General features: G+C 57.1%; 14 protein-coding genes. 7 read left to right on the top strand and 7 right to left on the bottom strand.

The window, feature by feature from the left end:
• Positions 1-92 precede the first annotated feature (92 nt).
• From rfbD to rfbB, 4 genes are read right to left on the bottom strand one after another with little or no spacing between them, the layout of a single operon-like run.
• Complete coding sequence (gene rfbD, locus RHM59_RS18405; protein WP_322285157.1) at positions 93-986, bottom strand: dTDP-4-dehydrorhamnose reductase; 894 nt, start codon at positions 984-986, stop codon at positions 93-95.
• Positions 983-1528, bottom strand: a complete 546-nt coding sequence (gene rfbC, locus RHM59_RS18410) for a dTDP-4-dehydrorhamnose 3,5-epimerase (RefSeq protein ID WP_322166519.1) — start codon at positions 1526-1528, stop codon at positions 983-985. Before rfbC ends, rfbD begins: the two co-directional genes overlap by 4 nt.
• Entirely contained in the window at positions 1525-2400 is an 876-nt protein-coding gene (rfbA, locus tag RHM59_RS18415; RefSeq protein WP_322285158.1) for a glucose-1-phosphate thymidylyltransferase RfbA, read from the bottom strand. The genes rfbC and rfbA overlap by 4 nt, the downstream gene beginning before the upstream one ends.
• Positions 2397-3479: a dTDP-glucose 4,6-dehydratase gene (gene rfbB, locus RHM59_RS18420; protein ID WP_322184606.1), complete on the bottom strand. Its 1083-nt coding sequence runs from the start codon at positions 3477-3479 to the stop codon at positions 2397-2399. Before rfbB ends, rfbA begins: the two co-directional genes overlap by 4 nt.
• Before the next feature lie 311 nt (positions 3480-3790).
• On the opposite strand from rfbB, the gene RHM59_RS18425 reads away from it, so the two are divergent.
• The 7 genes from RHM59_RS18425 to RHM59_RS18455 all read left to right on the top strand — a co-directional run bounded on the left by RHM59_RS18425 (position 3791) and on the right by RHM59_RS18455 (position 12761).
• Positions 3791-6703 (top strand): aminotransferase, encoded by a 2913-nt coding sequence (locus RHM59_RS18425; protein WP_322285159.1) that lies wholly within the window; start codon positions 3791-3793, stop codon positions 6701-6703.
• 196 nt (positions 6704-6899) lie between these two features.
• Entirely contained in the window at positions 6900-7778 is an 879-nt protein-coding gene (aguB, locus tag RHM59_RS18430; RefSeq protein WP_322166515.1) for an N-carbamoylputrescine amidase, read from the top strand.
• Positions 7779-7783: 5 nt separating this feature from the next.
• Positions 7784-8890: an agmatine deiminase gene (gene aguA / locus RHM59_RS18435; protein ID WP_322285160.1), complete on the top strand. Its 1107-nt coding sequence runs from the start codon at positions 7784-7786 to the stop codon at positions 8888-8890.
• A 142-nt stretch (positions 8891-9032) separates the two neighbouring features.
• Positions 9033-9236, top strand: a complete 204-nt coding sequence (locus tag RHM59_RS18440) for a hypothetical protein (protein WP_322166513.1) — start codon at positions 9033-9035, stop codon at positions 9234-9236.
• Between the two features lie 208 nt (positions 9237-9444).
• Positions 9445-10716 (top strand): OprD family porin, encoded by a 1272-nt coding sequence (locus RHM59_RS18445; RefSeq protein ID WP_322166512.1) that lies wholly within the window; start codon positions 9445-9447, stop codon positions 10714-10716.
• Between the two features lie 165 nt (positions 10717-10881).
• Positions 10882-11664, top strand: coding sequence for a helix-turn-helix transcriptional regulator (locus RHM59_RS18450; protein WP_322166511.1), 783 nt, complete (start codon positions 10882-10884; stop codon positions 11662-11664).
• A gap of 128 nt (positions 11665-11792) precedes the next feature.
• On the top strand, positions 11793-12761 hold the full coding sequence (locus RHM59_RS18455) for a zinc-binding alcohol dehydrogenase family protein (protein WP_322285161.1): 969 nt from the start codon (positions 11793-11795) through the stop codon (positions 12759-12761).
• Between the two features lie 56 nt (positions 12762-12817).
• Here the strand turns inward: RHM59_RS18455 and RHM59_RS18460 are convergent, their stop codons facing one another.
• The 3 genes from RHM59_RS18460 to RHM59_RS18470 form a co-directional block, all read right to left on the bottom strand.
• Positions 12818-13291, bottom strand: coding sequence for a DUF805 domain-containing protein (locus tag RHM59_RS18460; RefSeq protein WP_322285162.1), 474 nt, complete (start codon positions 13289-13291; stop codon positions 12818-12820).
• 122 nt (positions 13292-13413) lie between these two features.
• On the bottom strand, positions 13414-14466 hold the full coding sequence (locus RHM59_RS18465) for an ABC transporter ATP-binding protein (protein ID WP_322166508.1): 1053 nt from the start codon (positions 14464-14466) through the stop codon (positions 13414-13416).
• Complete coding sequence (locus RHM59_RS18470; RefSeq protein ID WP_416194828.1) at positions 14463-15965, bottom strand: ABC transporter permease; 1503 nt, start codon at positions 15963-15965, stop codon at positions 14463-14465. Before RHM59_RS18470 ends, RHM59_RS18465 begins: the two co-directional genes overlap by 4 nt.
• Positions 15966-15999: the final 34 nt, after the last annotated feature.

The following is a 15999-nucleotide window of genomic DNA, read 5'->3' on the forward strand; positions in this document are numbered from 1 at the left end:
ATAAATTACAGTCGTAAGATAATCGGATTTAGGCAGTGAACCCATCCATCGGCTTCAGGTTTCGTCGCCTCGCCTTATTTGCCTTATTTGCCTTAGCGTTGGCCCGCTAAGCACTCCAGCATCGCGCCGTGCCAATCGGGCATCGATACCTGCCATTCACGCTGTAAAAGGCTGCAATCGAGGCGAGAGTTTTGGGGGCGCTGGGCGGGGGTTGGATACGCGCTAGTGGGAATCGGTTCCAGCGTTGCGCACGGTTTGCCTTGCGCGATTAACTGCTCGCCAATCGCTTGGGCAAACCCGAACCAAGACGTTTCGCCAGCCGCTGTCAGGTGATAGGTGCCCCAAGCGCCGGCGTTTCCATCACGCCAACGATCAATCAACAACCGTGTGCTGTGGGCGATGGTGCCCGCCCAAGTCGGTGCCCCGATCTGATCGGCCACAACGCGCAGCTCCGCACGCTCTTGCATCAGGCGTTGCATGGTCAGCAGGAAGTTACGTCCGTGCAGCGAATACACCCAGCTGGTGCGCAGGATCAGATGCTCACCACCGACGGCTGCGATGGCGTGCTCACCGACCAGCTTGCTTTTGCCGTAAACGCCCAGCGGATCGGGCACATCCTGTTCGGTATAGGGCGAGGCTTTTTTGCCGTCGAACACGTAGTCAGTGGAGTAGTGAATCAGCGGTATGCCGAGCTTTTTCGCTTCTTCAGCGAAAACGCCGGGGGCGGTGCCGTTGATGGCGAATGCCAGCTCCGGCTCGCTTTCAGCCTGATCGACCGCCGTATGGGCGGCGGCGTTAATGATCAGGTCTGGACGCCAAGCGTTTACCTGCGCGCGGATGGTTTCGGGATGGCCCAAGTCCAACTGATCGCGACCCAAGATCCGCAATTCGCCAAGACCGACGAGGCTTTTTTGCAATTCACTTGAGACTTGGCCGTGCTGACCACTGATTAGAATTCTTAACGGTTCTAACGAAGACGTATTCATGGGAATACGTCCGCGTCTTTCAGGCTCTTGCCCAATTGATCCTTGGCCGACAAGGTTGGGGCGCTGGAGAGCTTCCAATCAATCCCTAAGTCAGGATCATCCCAACGGATACACCGCTCGCTGCTCGGTTGGTAATAATCAGTGGTTTTGTAAAGGAACTCGGCGTGATCACTTAGCACCACAAACCCATGGGCAAAGCCTTCGGGAATCCAGAGCTGGCGGTTGTTCTCTGCTGAAAGCAGAACCGTCGCCCAGCGTCCGAAGTTAGGCGAGCTGCGGCGTATGTCCACTGCAACGTCGAGCACTTCCCCAGCAGTTACTCGCACCAGTTTTCCTTGGGTGTGCTCTAACTGATAGTGCAGCCCTCGCAGCACGCCTTTTTGCGAGCGTGAATGATTGTCCTGAACGAACTCGGCTTTTACACCCGTGTCTTCTTCGAACGCTCGTGCGTTGAAGCTTTCATAGAAAAAACCGCGCTCGTCACCAAATACCTTGGGTTCAAGAATCAGGACGCCGGGTAACTCAGTGGCGACTACATTCATTGCGGTTCCTCAGCAAGCTTGAACAAGTACTGGCCGTAGCCGGTTTTGCCAAAAGCGTCGGCACGTTCAAGCAAATGTTCGCGGTCTATCCAGCCGTTCTGGTAAGCAATTTCTTCCAGGCAGGCAACCTTAAGACCTTGGCGGTGCTCAATGGTTTGAACATATTGCGAGGCTTCCAGCAGGCTGTCATGGGTGCCGGTATCCAGCCACGCAAAGCCCCGACCGAAACGCTTGACGCGCAAGTCGCCACGTTCGAGGTAAGCGTTGTTGATGTCGGTGATTTCCAGCTCGCCGCGTGGCGACGGTTTTACCGCTTTGGCAATCTTGATGACGCTGTTGTCATAAAAATACAGACCCGTGACCGCGTAGGCGGATTTAGGGTGTTTCGGTTTCTCTTCGATGGACAGCGCGCGGCCCTGTTCATCGAAATTGACCACACCGAAACGCTCGGGATCTTTGACCCAATAACCGAAGACTGTCGCGCCTTCAGGGTGCTCGGCGGCGCTCTGCAATTGCTCGCTGAAATGCGCGCCGTGGAAGATATTGTCGCCCAGGATCAGGCAAACCGGATCTGTGCCAATGAATTCTTCGCCGATCAAGAAGGCTTGGGCCAAGCCCTCAGGCTTAGGCTGTTCAGCGTAGTGAAAATGCACGCCAAACTGGCTGCCATCACCCAGCAAGTTGCGATACTGCGGTAAGTCCGCCGGGGTAGAAATGACCAGAATTTCGCGGATGCCAGCCAGCATCAGCACCGAAATCGGATAATAGATCATGGGTTTGTCATAAACCGGCAACAGCTGTTTGGATACGCCGAGGGTGATGGGGTGCAGGCGCGTGCCTGAACCTCCTGCCAGTACGATGCCCTTCATCATGCGATTAGATCCTTGAGGTCAGTGAAGCCCAGTCGTTCACCTTGATAGCTGCCGTCTTGAACTCTGCGGCACCATTCTAGGTTATCCAAATACCATTGCACGGTTTTACGCAGACCTGATTCGAAGCTTTCTTCCGGGGTCCAGCCTAGCTCGCGCTCAATCTTTCCGGCGTCGATGGCGTAGCGCATGTCGTGGCCCGGCCGGTCGGTCACGTACGTGATCAAGTCAGCGAAATGGGCCACGCCAGCAGGGCGCTCCGGCGCGAGCTCTTCCAGCAGCGCGCAGATGCCACGCACCACATCGATATTTTTCTGCTCATTGTGACCACCAATGTTGTAGGTCTCGCCAACCGCACCTTCGGTCACCACTTTGAACAGTGCACGGGCGTGGTCTTCAACGAACAACCAGTCACGCACTTGCAGGCCATTGCCGTACACCGGCAGCGGTTTTCCGGCCAAGGCGTTGAGGATGACCAGTGGAATCAGCTTTTCTGGAAAATGGAACGGGCCATAGTTGTTGGAGCAGTTGGTAATTACCACTGGCAAGCCATAGGTGCGGTGCCAGGCTCGAACCAAGTGGTCGGACGCCGCTTTACTGGCCGAATAGGGCGAGCTGGGTGCGTAGGGCGTGGTTTCGGTGAACAGATCGTCGACACCGTGCAGGTCGCCGTACACTTCATCGGTGGAAATATGATGGAAGCGAAACGCTGCACGTTCGGCTTCAGACAGCTTGCTCCAGTAAGACCGAGTGGCCTCAAGCAGGCTGTAGGTGCCGACGATGTTGGTCTGAATGAACTCCGACGGACCATCAATAGAACGGTCGACGTGGGATTCAGCCGCCAAATGCATGATTGCATCCGGTTTAAAGCGATTCAGTACAGACAGCACTTTGACTTGGTCAATGATGTCGGCCTGAACGAATTCGTAGCGGGTGTTGGTCACGATGCTTTGCAGCGATTCAAGATTGCCCGCGTAGGTCAGTTTGTCAAAATTGAGCACGTCATGATCAGTGTTCTCGATGAGGTGTCGGATGAGGGCGGAGCCGATGAAGCCAGCGCCTCCGGTAACAAGTATCTTCATGGAATTGCCTTCTTCCTTGGGTAGACGTTAAGCGGATGAAACACAGCTTGTAGACAGCGGGCGGCGTGTGCAAGTGCGATTGATCGAGAAACGCGGGGAAAGTGATGAATATAAATGATGAGGGTGGGCAAATGCGTCATAAAACCGCCGCGTTACGGGCTGTTATTCCTAACATTCTGATTTATCTGGTATGAATTTTATATTCTTCTATCGTGCGCATCGCCCAAGCATTAGGTCAAAAACCTCCCTCTTGCGCATTACCGCTTCAGCAGGCGATATAAGCAGCAAACAAAGCCCATGGATATTTCTGTATGCCGCTCGCCGCGCTTATTCGCCGATCCACTCTGCCGTGCCCCGAGGTCAGTGCCGAACAGGCGGGACACTTGCTTGCTCAGCACTACGGATTGAGCGGAACCCTCAAAGAGCTGGGCAGCCAGCAAGACCGTAACTACCTACTCGACTGCGATACGGGGCGTTATGTCCTGAAAATTTGCCACGGTGACTATTTGCCGTTGGAGCTTCAGGCGCAGCATGCGGCGCTGGCCCATTTGGCTGCGGCGTCCGGGATTCGAGTGCCCCACGTGATCCCTGCGCGTGACGGCAACGAGTTGTTGTCGGTTGAGGTCGCGGGCCAAGCGGTACATGTCCGCGTGCTTGAATTCATCGACGGCCAGTCCTTGGGGCACGTCTCACACTTGAGCAGCGATGTGGTGGTGGGTCTCGGTGAGCTGTGCGCCCGCGTCGATCGGGCGCTGGCAAACTTTCAGCATCCGGGGCTGGAGCGCACGCTGCAGTGGGACCCGCGACATGCCCAGGCCCTGATCAAGCATCTATTGCCGGTGATTAAAAACCCCGAAGAGCGGGATTTAATCGATCAGGTAACGAGGCAGGCACAGCGACGATTGCGACCGTTGTTGGTGAAGCTGCCGGTGCAGGCGGTTCATCTCGATATCACTGAATACAACGTGGTCTGGAAACGCGATGGGCAGCGTCAGTGGCAGCTAAAGGGGCTGATCGATTTTGGCGATGTGGTCACGACGTGGCGAGTGGCGGATTTGTCGGTGACCTGTGCGGCACTGTTGCAGCATGCCGACGGTGATCCGCTGTATATCCTCCCTGCGATTGAGGCTTATCAGGCAGTCAATCCGCTGCAATCAGAAGAGTTGCAGGCGCTGTGGCCATTGATCGTTTGCCGTGCTGCGATTCTGGTGTTGAGCAGTGAACAGCAAGCCAGCGTTGAACCGGGCAATAGCTATATACAGGCCAATCTCCACAGTGAGTGGGCCATTTTCGATCTGGCGACCTCGGTACCGCTTGAGTTGATGGAAGCGGCCATTTTGGAGGCTGTCGGCGTTGAGTTGCTTAACGCCGATATGCCGACGTTCCAGCCATTGCTGCCGAGTTTGAACGGGCGCGAATTCGCGAGAATCGATTTGGGCGTGCTCAGTCCGCATTTCGACGCCGGTAACTGGGAGCAGAGCGGCATTGATGAACGACTGCTGACAGACTTAGGGATTAAGACCGGTTTGGCGGCCACTCGCTACGGCGAGTACCGGCTATCACGTACCAAGATTAATGCCTCCAAAGCTCCCGACACCTTCGCTTTGCATGTCCAATTGCACTTACCGGTGGGGACTTCGGTGCATGCGCCGTTCGCCGGAACCGTGCGCTTGGCCGCCGACGCCGGTTTTTGGCTAGTAAACGACGAGATGACGGTGCGGCTGTGGGGGTTGGCCTCATCGATGGTTTCAGGCGCGACCGTGTGTGCAGGTCAGGCATTGGGCGAGGGCGGCGGTTCGTTGATGGTCCAACTGTGCCGTAGTGCCGAACTTAGCCCGCCGCTGTTTTGCGCTCCTGCCTGGGTTCCGGCATGGCGAGCGATGTGCCCTTCGCCCGCAGCACTGCTGGGTTTTGAGTGCGATGCGCCGCCGATTCCAGACGCCAGGGGACTGTTGGCGCGACGTGACGCCAGTTTCGCGCGCTCACAAAAGCACTATTACCAAGCGCCGCCACAGATCGAACGCGGCTGGCGCAATCACCTGATCGACATGCAGGGTCGGTCTTATCTGGACATGCTTAATAACGTTGCGGTGCTGGGCCACGGTCATCCGCGCATGGCTGCCGAGGCCGCTAAACAATGGTCATTACTGAACACTAATTCGCGTTTTCATTATGCCGCCATCGCTGAGTTTTCCGAGCGCTTGCTTGAGCTGGCGCCGGACGCCATGGACCGGGTATTTCTGGTTAACAGCGGCACTGAAGCGAATGATTTGGCGATTCGTCTGGCCTGGGCCTACAGCGGCGGACGCGACATGCTCAGCGTATTGGAGGCGTATCACGGTTGGTCGGTGGCGACGGATGCAATTTCCACCTCGATTGCCGACAACCCGCAAGCGCTGAGCACGCGGCCTGATTGGGTGCATCCGGTCACGGCGCCAAATACCTATCGGGGTGAGTTTCGAGGTGACGACAGCGCGTCGGACTACGTGCGCAGCGTTGAACTCACCCTGGCCAAACTCGCCGAGCAAACACGTCAGGTCGCGGGCTTCATCTGCGAACCGGTGTACGGCAATGCGGGCGCAATCTCGCTGCCTCCGGGTTACTTGCAGCAGGTCTACGCCAAGGTTCGCGCGCAAGGCGGCGTGTGCATCGCTGACGAGGTACAGGTTGGGTACGGCCGTTTGGGTGATTTTTTTTGGGGTTTTGAAGAGCAGGGCGTGATCCCGGACATCATTACCATGGCCAAAGGCATGGGCAACGGTCATCCGTTAGGCGCGGTGATTACGCGCCGAGAGATCGCTGAAGCGCTGGAGGCTGAGGGTTATTTCTTTTCCTCTTCGGGCGGTAGCCCGGTCAGCTGTCGTATCGGGTTGGCTGTTCTCGACGTGATGGACAAGGAACAGCTGTGGGAGAACGCCAAGGTCGTCGGCGATCATTTTAAAAGCCGCCTCACAGCATTGATCGATAAACATCCATTGGTGGGGGCGGTGCACGGATCGGGGTTTTATTTGGGGGTAGAGTTGGTCCGCAATCGTGACACCCTCGAACCTGCCACCGAAGAAACGACTTACCTGTGTGAGCGGCTGCGTGAATTGGGGATATTCATGCAGCCTACGGGGGATTATTTGAACATCCTCAAGATCAAGCCGCCGATGTGTACCACTCGGGACAGCGTGGAATTCTTTGTTGAGACCGTGTCCAAGGTGTTGGATGAGCTGGGCTGACGCACTATCTGTAGGGGCCAGCAAGTTGGCTCCTACAGATGACAGATTTTTATCTGTTAAAAATGTGTTTTATTGTCGATTCACGATATTTATGACTTTATATGCCGATTTTTATCGGCTATAAAGTCTTCCATATTGTCACGGGCTGTTTGCTAAGGTGATGATCCCGTCATATTTTGCCCAGGAGGAATGTTCCATGAGCCGTATCGTTACCGTCGCCGCCACCCAGATGGCTTGTTCCTGGGACCTGGAAGCCAACATCGAGACCGCCGAAAAACTGGTACGCGACGCTGCGGCCAAGGGCGCGCAGATCATCCTGATTCAGGAGCTGTTCGAAGCCCCGTATTTTTGTCAGAAGCCGAACCCGGACTACTTGCAGCTGGCGACGCCGATGGAAGACAACGTCGCGATCAAGCACTTCCAGAAAATCGCCAAAGAATTGCAGGTCGTTTTGCCGATCAGCTTCTTTGAACTGGCTGGCCGCGCACGTTTTAACAGCGTCGTAATTCTCGACGCCGACGGCACCAACCTCGGGATTTACCGCAAAAGCCATATCCCGGACGGTCCTGGCTATCACGAAAAGTATTACTTCAATCCGGGCGACACTGGCTTCAAGGTCTGGCAGACCCGCTACGCGAAAATTGGCGTCGGTATTTGCTGGGATCAGTGGTTCCCGGAAACCGCCCGGTGCATGGCATTGCTTGGCGCCGACATTCTGTTTTACCCCACGGCCATCGGCAGCGAACCCCACGACAAAACCATCACGTCCCGGGATCACTGGCAGCGTGTGCAGCAGGGCCATGCCGGCGCGAACTTGATGCCGCTGGTCGCCAGCAACCGTATCGGCAATGAAGAGCAAGACGGCTACGACATCACCTTTTATGGCTCGTCGTTTATTGCCAACCAGTTCGGTGAGAAAGTCGCGGAACTCAATGAAACCGAAGAAGGGGTGATTGTTCACAGCTTCGATCTAGACGAGCTTGAACACATCCGCAGCGCATGGGGCACGTTCCGTGATCGTCGTCCTAACCTGTACGGCGCGATAAAAACCCTCGACGGTTCTTTGGAGTCCTGATCGCCATGACGACGCTGAAAAGTACCCCGCGCGCTGATGGCTTCTATATGCCCGCCGAATGGGCGCAGCAAACCCAGACCTGGATGATCTGGCCTGAGCGGCCGGACAACTGGCGTTTGGGCGGCAAGCCTGTCCAGCACGCGCACGTGGCCGTGGCCAAAGCCATCGCTCGTTTCGAGCCGGTGACCGTGGGCGTTTCAGCGGCGCAATACGACAACGCTCGTGCGCACCTCGATATGCCGAACATCCGCGTGGTGGAAATCAGCAACAACGATGCCTGGGTGCGCGACACCGGCCCCACCTTCGTCATCAACAACAAAGGTGAAGTGCGCGGCGTTGATTGGGATTTCAATGCTTGGGGCGGTTTTGATGGTGGGTTGTATGCGCCGTGGAACCTTGATGAGCAAGTCGCCACCAAGATTCTGGAAATCGAACGGTGTCCGCGTTACGAAACAGAGGGTTTCGTGCTTGAGGGTGGCTCGATCCATGTGGATGGAGAAGGCACGCTGATCACCACTGAGGAGTGCCTGCTCAACCGCAACCGTAATCCACACCTGTCTCGCGAACAGATCGAGAGCGTGCTGCAGGATCAGCTGTCGGTTGAGAAAATCATCTGGCTGCCAGAAGGTTTATACAACGACGAAACCGACGGTCATGTGGATAACTTCTGTTGCTTCGTGCAGCCTGGCGAAGTGTTACTTGCTTGGACGGATGACCCGAAAGATCCCAACTTCCTACGTTGCCAAGCGGCCATGGGCGTCCTGGAAAACAGCCGTGATGCGAAAGGCCGACCGTTGATCGTGCACAAAATGCCGATTCCCGGTCCGCTGTTTGCAACCGAGGAAGAATGCGCGGGTGTCGATCAGGTGCACGGTAGTCAGGAGCGCAACCCTTTGGTGCGTCTGGCCGGTTCATACGTCAACTTTCTAATCGTCAATGGCGGCCTGATTGCGCCACGGTTCGACGACCCGCTCGATGAAGTCGCGCGTGAAATCCTTCAGCAGTTGTTCCCCGAACATGAGGTGGTCATGGTGCCAGGCCGCGAACTGTTACTGGGCGGTGGCAATATCCACTGCTTGACCCAGCAGCAACCGGCGCCGCACAAAGTTTGAGTTGGTCTTGTTCTTGCTATCTAAAGCTCATCCGATGGTGGGCTTTTTTATTGGCGCCATTTTGATGGCTTGTATGGCCTTTAGCAGGGCTGTCACAAAGCACGGGTAAATTAGCTGCTCAAGGCTCAAGAGGTTGTCCAACATGAACGCAGGTATCGGGCAGCAGTCAGCTCGCAGTGTGTCTGCAAGTAGCGAATCGCCCCAGATGATGGCGGACTGGTTAAGGACAACCCAATCACCGCTGGTTCCAAAAATCGACTCTCGACAACTGCTCATGGCGCGCTATCCCATCGGGCTGATCAGCGACGCAGAGCTTGAGGCATTGATCCGGATTCTGGATCGCTAAAGGCTGCAAAAATTGACACCCTGGGCGACCCACCGCTAGGATTCGTCCCCCGCCTGTGGCCAGCCGCCATGTACGTAGCATCAGTAGTCCACTGCGATGATTTCGTGCGGGCCTTCCGAGTCTGTCTTTTTTGACTCGATGTAAAGGCCGCAAACTCCTGTTTGGCCTTGGCCACAGCGCGTGATCAACTCGTAATAAGGAAAACAAGATGTTGAAGCTACGTATTGGCATGGTCGCGTTTAGCGTCATGTGCGCCACTCAGGCAATGGCCAGTGGGCAAGATGACTCCAAGGGCTTTGTCGACGACAGCAGCCTGAACCTGGCGTTGCGCAACGCCTATATCAACCGTGATTACAAAGACGGCCAGCAAGACAAATCCGAGTGGGGCCAAGCGGCAACCGCTAACTTCGCGTCGGGTTTCACTCAAGGCACCATCGGCTTTGGTGTCGATGCTTTCGCTGAGTACGCCTTACGCCTTGACGGCGGAAAAGGCAGCAGCGGCGCGGGCGGTATCGACTTCTTCAAGAAAGACAGCAACGGCAATGCCGCTGACGATTTGTCTAAAGCTGGCGGCGCAATCAAGGCCCGCTTCTCCAACACCGTGATCAAGTACGGCGACCAGATGCCGGAACTGCCGGTGCTGAGTTACGACAACTCGCGCCTGCTCTCCGAGAGCTACACCGGCACGTTCATCACCTCCAAAGAAATCAACGGACTTGAGTTGAACGCGGGTCACTTCACGGCTGAGTCGCGTAAAAGCGCCGAAGGTCGTGACAGCGGTGACCTGAAGTCGATCAATGTCTATGGCGGTAGTTATAAGTTCACTGACGCGTTCAGCGCTGCGTTTTACGGCTCGAACGACGAAGACGTGTTGAAGAAGCAGTACATCAACCTGAACTACGTGTTTGCCATTGAGAAAGACCAGTCGCTGACGTTCGATTTCAACGGCTACAAAACCAAGCTGGACAAAGATTTCGCCGTCGATGACGCACGCGACAACAAAATCTGGAGCTTGGCCGCGACTTACGCTCGGGGCATCCACTCGTTCACCATCGCCCATCAGCGCAGCACGGGCGATACCGGTTACACGTACGGCGGCTATCGCAACGCGGGCGGCACGGGTGACGGTGGCAACTCCATCTACCTCGCTAACTCGTACTGGTCCGACTTCAACGGCAAAGACGAGCGCTCTTGGCAGTTGGGCTACGGCATCGACCTCGGTGGCCTTTTGCTGCCCGGCCTGACGTACCACACGGCCTATGTTCGCGGCACCAACATCGACGACGGCACCGGCCGAGGCAACGGCGAAGAGCGCGAAATCTACAGCCAATTGAAATACGTCGTGCAAAGCGGCCCGGCGAAAAACCTGTCAGTACGTTTGCGGAACTCGTTCTTGCGCGTCTCTGACAACGCCAGTGCCTACAACAGCGAAGGTAACGAAACCCGTGTCTTCGTGGACTATCCGATCAGCATTTTTTGATGTGTGAGTGAGTTAAACCAATCCCTGTAGTAGCCAACTTGTTGGCGAGGCAATGTCAGTCTCGCCAACAAGTTGGCTACTACAGTTGTTTGGCGTACGCCCCGCATTGGCTTCTCTGCCTGCCATCGCTACCATGCGCTGACCTCTCATTCGCCAGTCACCGCAATGGCCCTTGCTACGCCCCCTGATCTCAGTGACATCGCCGTGCCGGTGCAGCCGTTGGCGCGGACGTATCCGCGTGGTCTTTACATCGAGCCGCATGAGCATGTTTGGGGACAGGTGTTGTACGCGATGTCCGGGGTGATGTGGGTCGAAACACCCAACGAAGCCTTGGTGGTGCCGCCGCAGCGCGCGGTCTGGTTGCCGCCGGGGGTGGTGCATGGAATTCGTGTGGTGTCGGACCTTGAGATGCGCAACATCTACCTGCGTCCAGCGATTGCCGCGACGCTGGAGAATACCGTGCAGGTCATCGAAGTCGGACGGCTGTTGCGTGAGCTGATCCTCAACTTGGTGGAGCAAGGCCCTGACCAACAAGGCCTTGATTACTACGAAGCCGTGGTTGGCCTTGCGCTGCTGGAGTTGCAGCGCGCCAAGCGGACGTTGCTGAAAATCCCCCTGCCGGACAGCTCTGATCGGCGCTTGATCAACCTGTGCCAGGCGGTCATGAGTTCACCATCGCTGGACGTCCCTTTCGAGCAACATGCTGAAAATGCTGGCGCCAGCGTGCGCACATTGGCTCGGTTGTTTCAGAGCGCGCTAGGCATGGGTTTCGCTGAATGGCGGCGACAGGTGCAACTGGCAACTGCGGTGGCCGAGCTGATTCAAGGCGTGCCGATTAGCGTGATTGCGCGTCAGCTAGGGTATTCGCCCAGTAGCTTTAGCGACATGTTTCGACGTGAACTCGGGGTCAGCCCATCTCAGTACCCAATCGGCGAGCGCATGGCATAGCGCCGGGCCGGCGCCTTTTTGGCAGAGATTCGAAAGCACTTGGCCGACAGGCTTTTAAGGCCATACCTACACTCTGGGATCCTCACCACAGTGGCGTCCTTTACGGGCGCTTGGCCCCCGGAGTCATCATGAAAGCCCTGCAATTTGCCAAGACCGGCGACCTTTCCGCCTTGCAGTACATAGATGTTCCCCAGCCCGTGCCTGCTGAAAACGAAGTGTTGGTCCAGGTAAAGGCTGCCGGGCTCAATCCCAGTGATGTGAAAAACGTTCTCGGGCGCTTTCCCTACACCACGATGCCGCGCATTCCCGGCCGTGACTTTGCGGGCGTCGTTATCGAAGGCCCGCAGGAAATGCTCGGCCAGGAAGTTTGGGGCACCGGCAAAGAACCGGGCCTCTTTCGCGACGGCTCCCACGCTGAATACCTGACCCTACCGGCCAAAGGCGTTGCGCCAAAACCTAAAGCCCTGAGTTTCGTTCAGGCCGCCAGCCTCGGCGTGCCATTGACCACTGCGTGGAACGCCCTGGAGCGCAGCCTCGTCGAGACTGGTACTCGGCTGTTAGTGATTGGTGCCAACGGCGCAGTTGGCAGCGCCGCCCTGGCGTTGGGTAAAGTTCTCGGCGCTCAGGTACTCGGTGCGGTGCGTCGACCTGAGCAGATCTGCGTACTGAAAGCCGACGGTTTCGACGCCATCCTCTTGGACAAACCTGAAGACCTCGGCGCCCAAGTCAACGCGGTCTTCCCCGGCGGTGCCGACGTCATCTTCGACACCACGGGTTTTTGGCTTCCTGCTGCCGTTGCTGCCTTGGCCACTTTCGGCCGTATAGCCATCATCGCGGCCCCGGTGGACGGTCAGGTGCAGATGCCGACCCTGGCGCTGTATCGCAAAGGTGGTTCGGTAGTGGGGATCAACACGCTGCTCTACGGAACTGAAGCCTGCGCCGGGATGCTCAATCAGTTCGGGCGGTTCTTTGATGAGGGCTTAATGCCGTTGCCTACCGGGATTTTTGAGTCGTCGTTGAGCGAAGGATTGGCACGGTATGAGGAAGTGAATAAGGGCGGTGCGGATAAGGTGGTGTTTGTGTTTCGAAGTAACTGAGCCAGAAACAAGGCCCAGCAGTTGGTGGGCCTTGTTCAGGTGTTTCGGGCTAAAGGTCAGGCAACCATCTTGCGACCTGGACCGAATCGATTGTTTTCCGGGTGTCCCGCCAACGCCAGGAAGACGATATTGACGAAAGGCAGAAGAATCCACCAGCCGCTTCGATCCGTGTCGTGAAGTCGGCGGACGGCAATTGCCAAGCCGGGAATAAACAAGGCGAGGTCATAGAGGGTCGCCAATAACGGGGCATGTAAAAAACGTGCGACGACCATTACTGCGATGCTGATGATGATGTTCACCAAAATGAACATCCAATACTCTTGGCGAGTTGCTCGGCCGCTGAATACTGCGTATTGCTTTAGGCAGTCCAGATACCAATCAAAGAAGCCGCGTTTTCTGTCTACAGCATTTATTTCAAGATTGGCTGTGCCAATGCTGTACGGATTCGCCTGCTGGGCGCCACAGTTTGGGCAGGCCAGTGCCGACGTGTGAATTTCCTTATTGCAGCCATGACAGCGCACCATGCTCATATACAACTCCTTTGTGTTGTTGACTGGCTAAAACAGGCCGCCACGATAGTGGCATATCAGCACATTCGCAATCGCGTGTTGCTCAATTCGATAATTTTCCTGATAACTGAGATGCCTACTATTTACCGAACCCCGCCCAACACATGTCCACGTCCGACAACCCTAATCTCAACCGTGCTCCCCACCATAGGCGCATGAACGCTCAAGCTGCGAACTAACAATTCACGGGCTGGCGATGCCGTCTTCAGCCGGACCGTCAGCAAGCACGCATTGCCGCCAAAATCACTCTCGGTAACAACACCCAAACACCCTTCGCCTGATTCATGTGACGCCGACAGTTCAATCTGTTCCGGGCGCAGCATGATGCGCCCGGCACCTCGAAACGCGCTGTTCGCCACTGAAACCTGACCCAGTTCACACGTCGCCCATCCCCCTTCAACCGTGGCGGGCAATACCACCGCGTCGCCGAGAAAATGCGCGGTTTCTTCGTCGCGAGGGCGCAGGTAAAGGTCCATGGGTGCGCCGACCTGGATCAGCTTGCCTTGGCGCATGACCGCCAACTGGTTGGCGAAAGAGAGGGCTTCGGCCTGGTCGTGGGTCACGAGGATGGTGGTCACGCCCGCGTCCGACAGCAGCTTGGCCACGGCCTTGCGCATGGAGGCGCGCAGGCCGGTGTCGAGGGCGGAAAATGGTTCGTCCAGCAGCATCAATTTTGGTCGTTGGGCCAAGGCGCGAGCGAGGGCGACGCGTTGCTGTTGACCGCCGGATAATTCGTGGGGCCAGCGCGGCAGCATGCGGGTGTCGAGGGCAACCATGTGCATCAACTCGTGAATGCGCTGCTGTTTCGACGCGGCGTTACCGGGCAATCCGAAGCCGATGTTGGCGGCGACCGTCATGTGCGGAAACAGCGCGCCGTCCTGTGGGACGTAGCCGATCAAACGCTGATGAGCCGGCACTTCAATCGGGCCGTCCACCAGCGGAGTGCCGTTCAGCGTGATGCTGCCAGAGTCGGGAAACTCAAAGCCTGCAATCATCCTGAGCAGCGTGGTTTTACCGGAGCCGGAAGGGCCGACAATGGCGGTGCGGCTGCCTTCGGGCACCGACAAGCTGACGTTATCCACAGCCGGCAGCGAGCCAAAGGATTTGCTGACAGCGTTTAATTCAAGAGAGCTCATCGGCCTGCCGTGCGTTTGGATTGATAGTAAAGAAGCGCCGTCAACGGAAGCGACAGCAGGACCATGATCAGTGCGTACGGCGCCGCCGCCGCGTAGTCGATTTCGCTGGTCATGGCCCAAAAACCGGTCGCCAGTGTGCGCGTGCCGTTTGGTGCGAGCAGCAGGGTGGCGGTCAGTTCATTGGTGATGGCGAGAAACACCAGCGCGACGCCGGCGGCGGCACCGGGTGAGGCAAGGCGCAGGGTAATCACCCACAGCGCTTGAAGCGGTGAGCGGCCAAGACTGCGGGCCATGTTTTCCAACTCCACCGGTGCTTGCGCGATACCCGCGCGCAGGTTGACCAACGCCCTTGGCAAGAACATCAGCACGTAGGCCAGCAGAACGGTGATTGCCGTTTGATAAATCGGTCGGGCGAACTTGATGGTAACGGTCACCAACGCCAAGGCGACGACAATGCCGGGCAACGAACTGGTGATGTAATTGCAGCTTTCCAGCAGACGATGCAAGCGTCCCGGAGAGCGAACCGACAGCCATGCAATGGGGATTGCCGCGCAGGTGGTAAGGATCGCGCCGGTACTGGCCAGCACCAACGTTTGCTCCAGCGCCGGAAGAAGAGTGTCCATCCGCCATACGCCAGCGCCGCCAGCGATCAGCCATTTACCCAGCGTAATCAGTGGCACGCCCAGCGCTAGCGCAGTCGCCGCAATCGGCAACAGCAGCGCCAAGGCAGTGGTTTTGCGGTTCAGGGTGCAGATCCGTTGCGGACGCGCGCTGCCCGAGCCGACCCGCGCATAACGGGCCTTGCCACGGGTTGCCGATTCAAAAGTCAGCATCGCGAGGCAACACAGCGCTAACACGCCGGCCAGCATGTTTGCGGCAGGGCCGTTAAAGGATGACTGGAACTGATCGAAAATCGCCGTGGTGAAGGTGTCAAAACGCACCATGGCGTACAGACCGTATTCGGCCAGCAAGTGCAGCCCGACCAGTAATGACCCGCCCCAAATCGCCAGGCGTAGTTGCGGCAGTACGACGCGCAAGAACACCGCCCAGGGTTTTAAGCCCAGCGATTGCGCAACGTCCTCGATACCTGGATCCAGGCGTCGTAACGCCGCAGCAGCTGGCAGGTAAAGGAAAGGAAAATAGGCGATGACCGAAACCAATACCCCGGCAAACAGCCCGTGAATCGATGGCACGAGACTGACCCATGCGTAACTGTGTACAAACGCTGGCACGGCGAGGGGGGCGACCGCGAGTAAAGACCATGCGCGTCGAAAAGGCAGGTCGCTGCGCTCGGTCAACCACGCCAGCGCCACACCGAGCGCAACGCATAACGGCACCGTGAGCACGACCAGCAACACGGTATTAACCAGCAATTCACCGACTTTGGGTCGAAAGACCAGCTCCACGACAGTGGCCCAGCCGGTCTGGAAGGAAATGCCAACAACGAATCCGAGAGGCAACAAGGCCAACAATGAAACCAGAACAGACGCCACAACAATCCATGTAGCAGGACGGCCGACGGGTGAGCGGGGC

The sequence above is a fragment of the Pseudomonas sp. MH10 genome, assembly GCF_034353045.1.
Taxonomy (GTDB): domain Bacteria; phylum Pseudomonadota; class Gammaproteobacteria; order Pseudomonadales; family Pseudomonadaceae; genus Aquipseudomonas.

Coding starts and splice junctions, on each gene's coding strand:
- rfbD (WP_322285157.1), bottom strand. CDS start 986: ATGAATACGTCTTCGTTAGAACCGTTAAGAATTCTAATCAGTGGTCAG.
- rfbC (WP_322166519.1), bottom strand. CDS start 1,528: ATGAATGTAGTCGCCACTGAGTTACCCGGCGTCCTGATTCTTGAACCC.
- rfbA (WP_322285158.1), bottom strand. CDS start 2,400: ATGATGAAGGGCATCGTACTGGCAGGAGGTTCAGGCACGCGCCTGCAC.
- rfbB (WP_322184606.1), bottom strand. CDS start 3,479: ATGAAGATACTTGTTACCGGAGGCGCTGGCTTCATCGGCTCCGCCCTC.
- RHM59_RS18425 (WP_322285159.1), top strand. CDS start 3,791: ATGCCGCTCGCCGCGCTTATTCGCCGATCCACTCTGCCGTGCCCCGAG.
- aguB (WP_322166515.1), top strand. CDS start 6,900: ATGAGCCGTATCGTTACCGTCGCCGCCACCCAGATGGCTTGTTCCTGG.
- aguA (WP_322285160.1), top strand. CDS start 7,784: ATGACGACGCTGAAAAGTACCCCGCGCGCTGATGGCTTCTATATGCCC.
- RHM59_RS18440 (WP_322166513.1), top strand. CDS start 9,033: ATGAACGCAGGTATCGGGCAGCAGTCAGCTCGCAGTGTGTCTGCAAGT.
- RHM59_RS18445 (WP_322166512.1), top strand. CDS start 9,445: ATGTTGAAGCTACGTATTGGCATGGTCGCGTTTAGCGTCATGTGCGCC.
- RHM59_RS18450 (WP_322166511.1), top strand. CDS start 10,882: ATGGCCCTTGCTACGCCCCCTGATCTCAGTGACATCGCCGTGCCGGTG.
- RHM59_RS18455 (WP_322285161.1), top strand. CDS start 11,793: ATGAAAGCCCTGCAATTTGCCAAGACCGGCGACCTTTCCGCCTTGCAG.
- RHM59_RS18460 (WP_322285162.1), bottom strand. CDS start 13,291: ATGAGCATGGTGCGCTGTCATGGCTGCAATAAGGAAATTCACACGTCG.
- RHM59_RS18465 (WP_322166508.1), bottom strand. CDS start 14,466: ATGAGCTCTCTTGAATTAAACGCTGTCAGCAAATCCTTTGGCTCGCTG.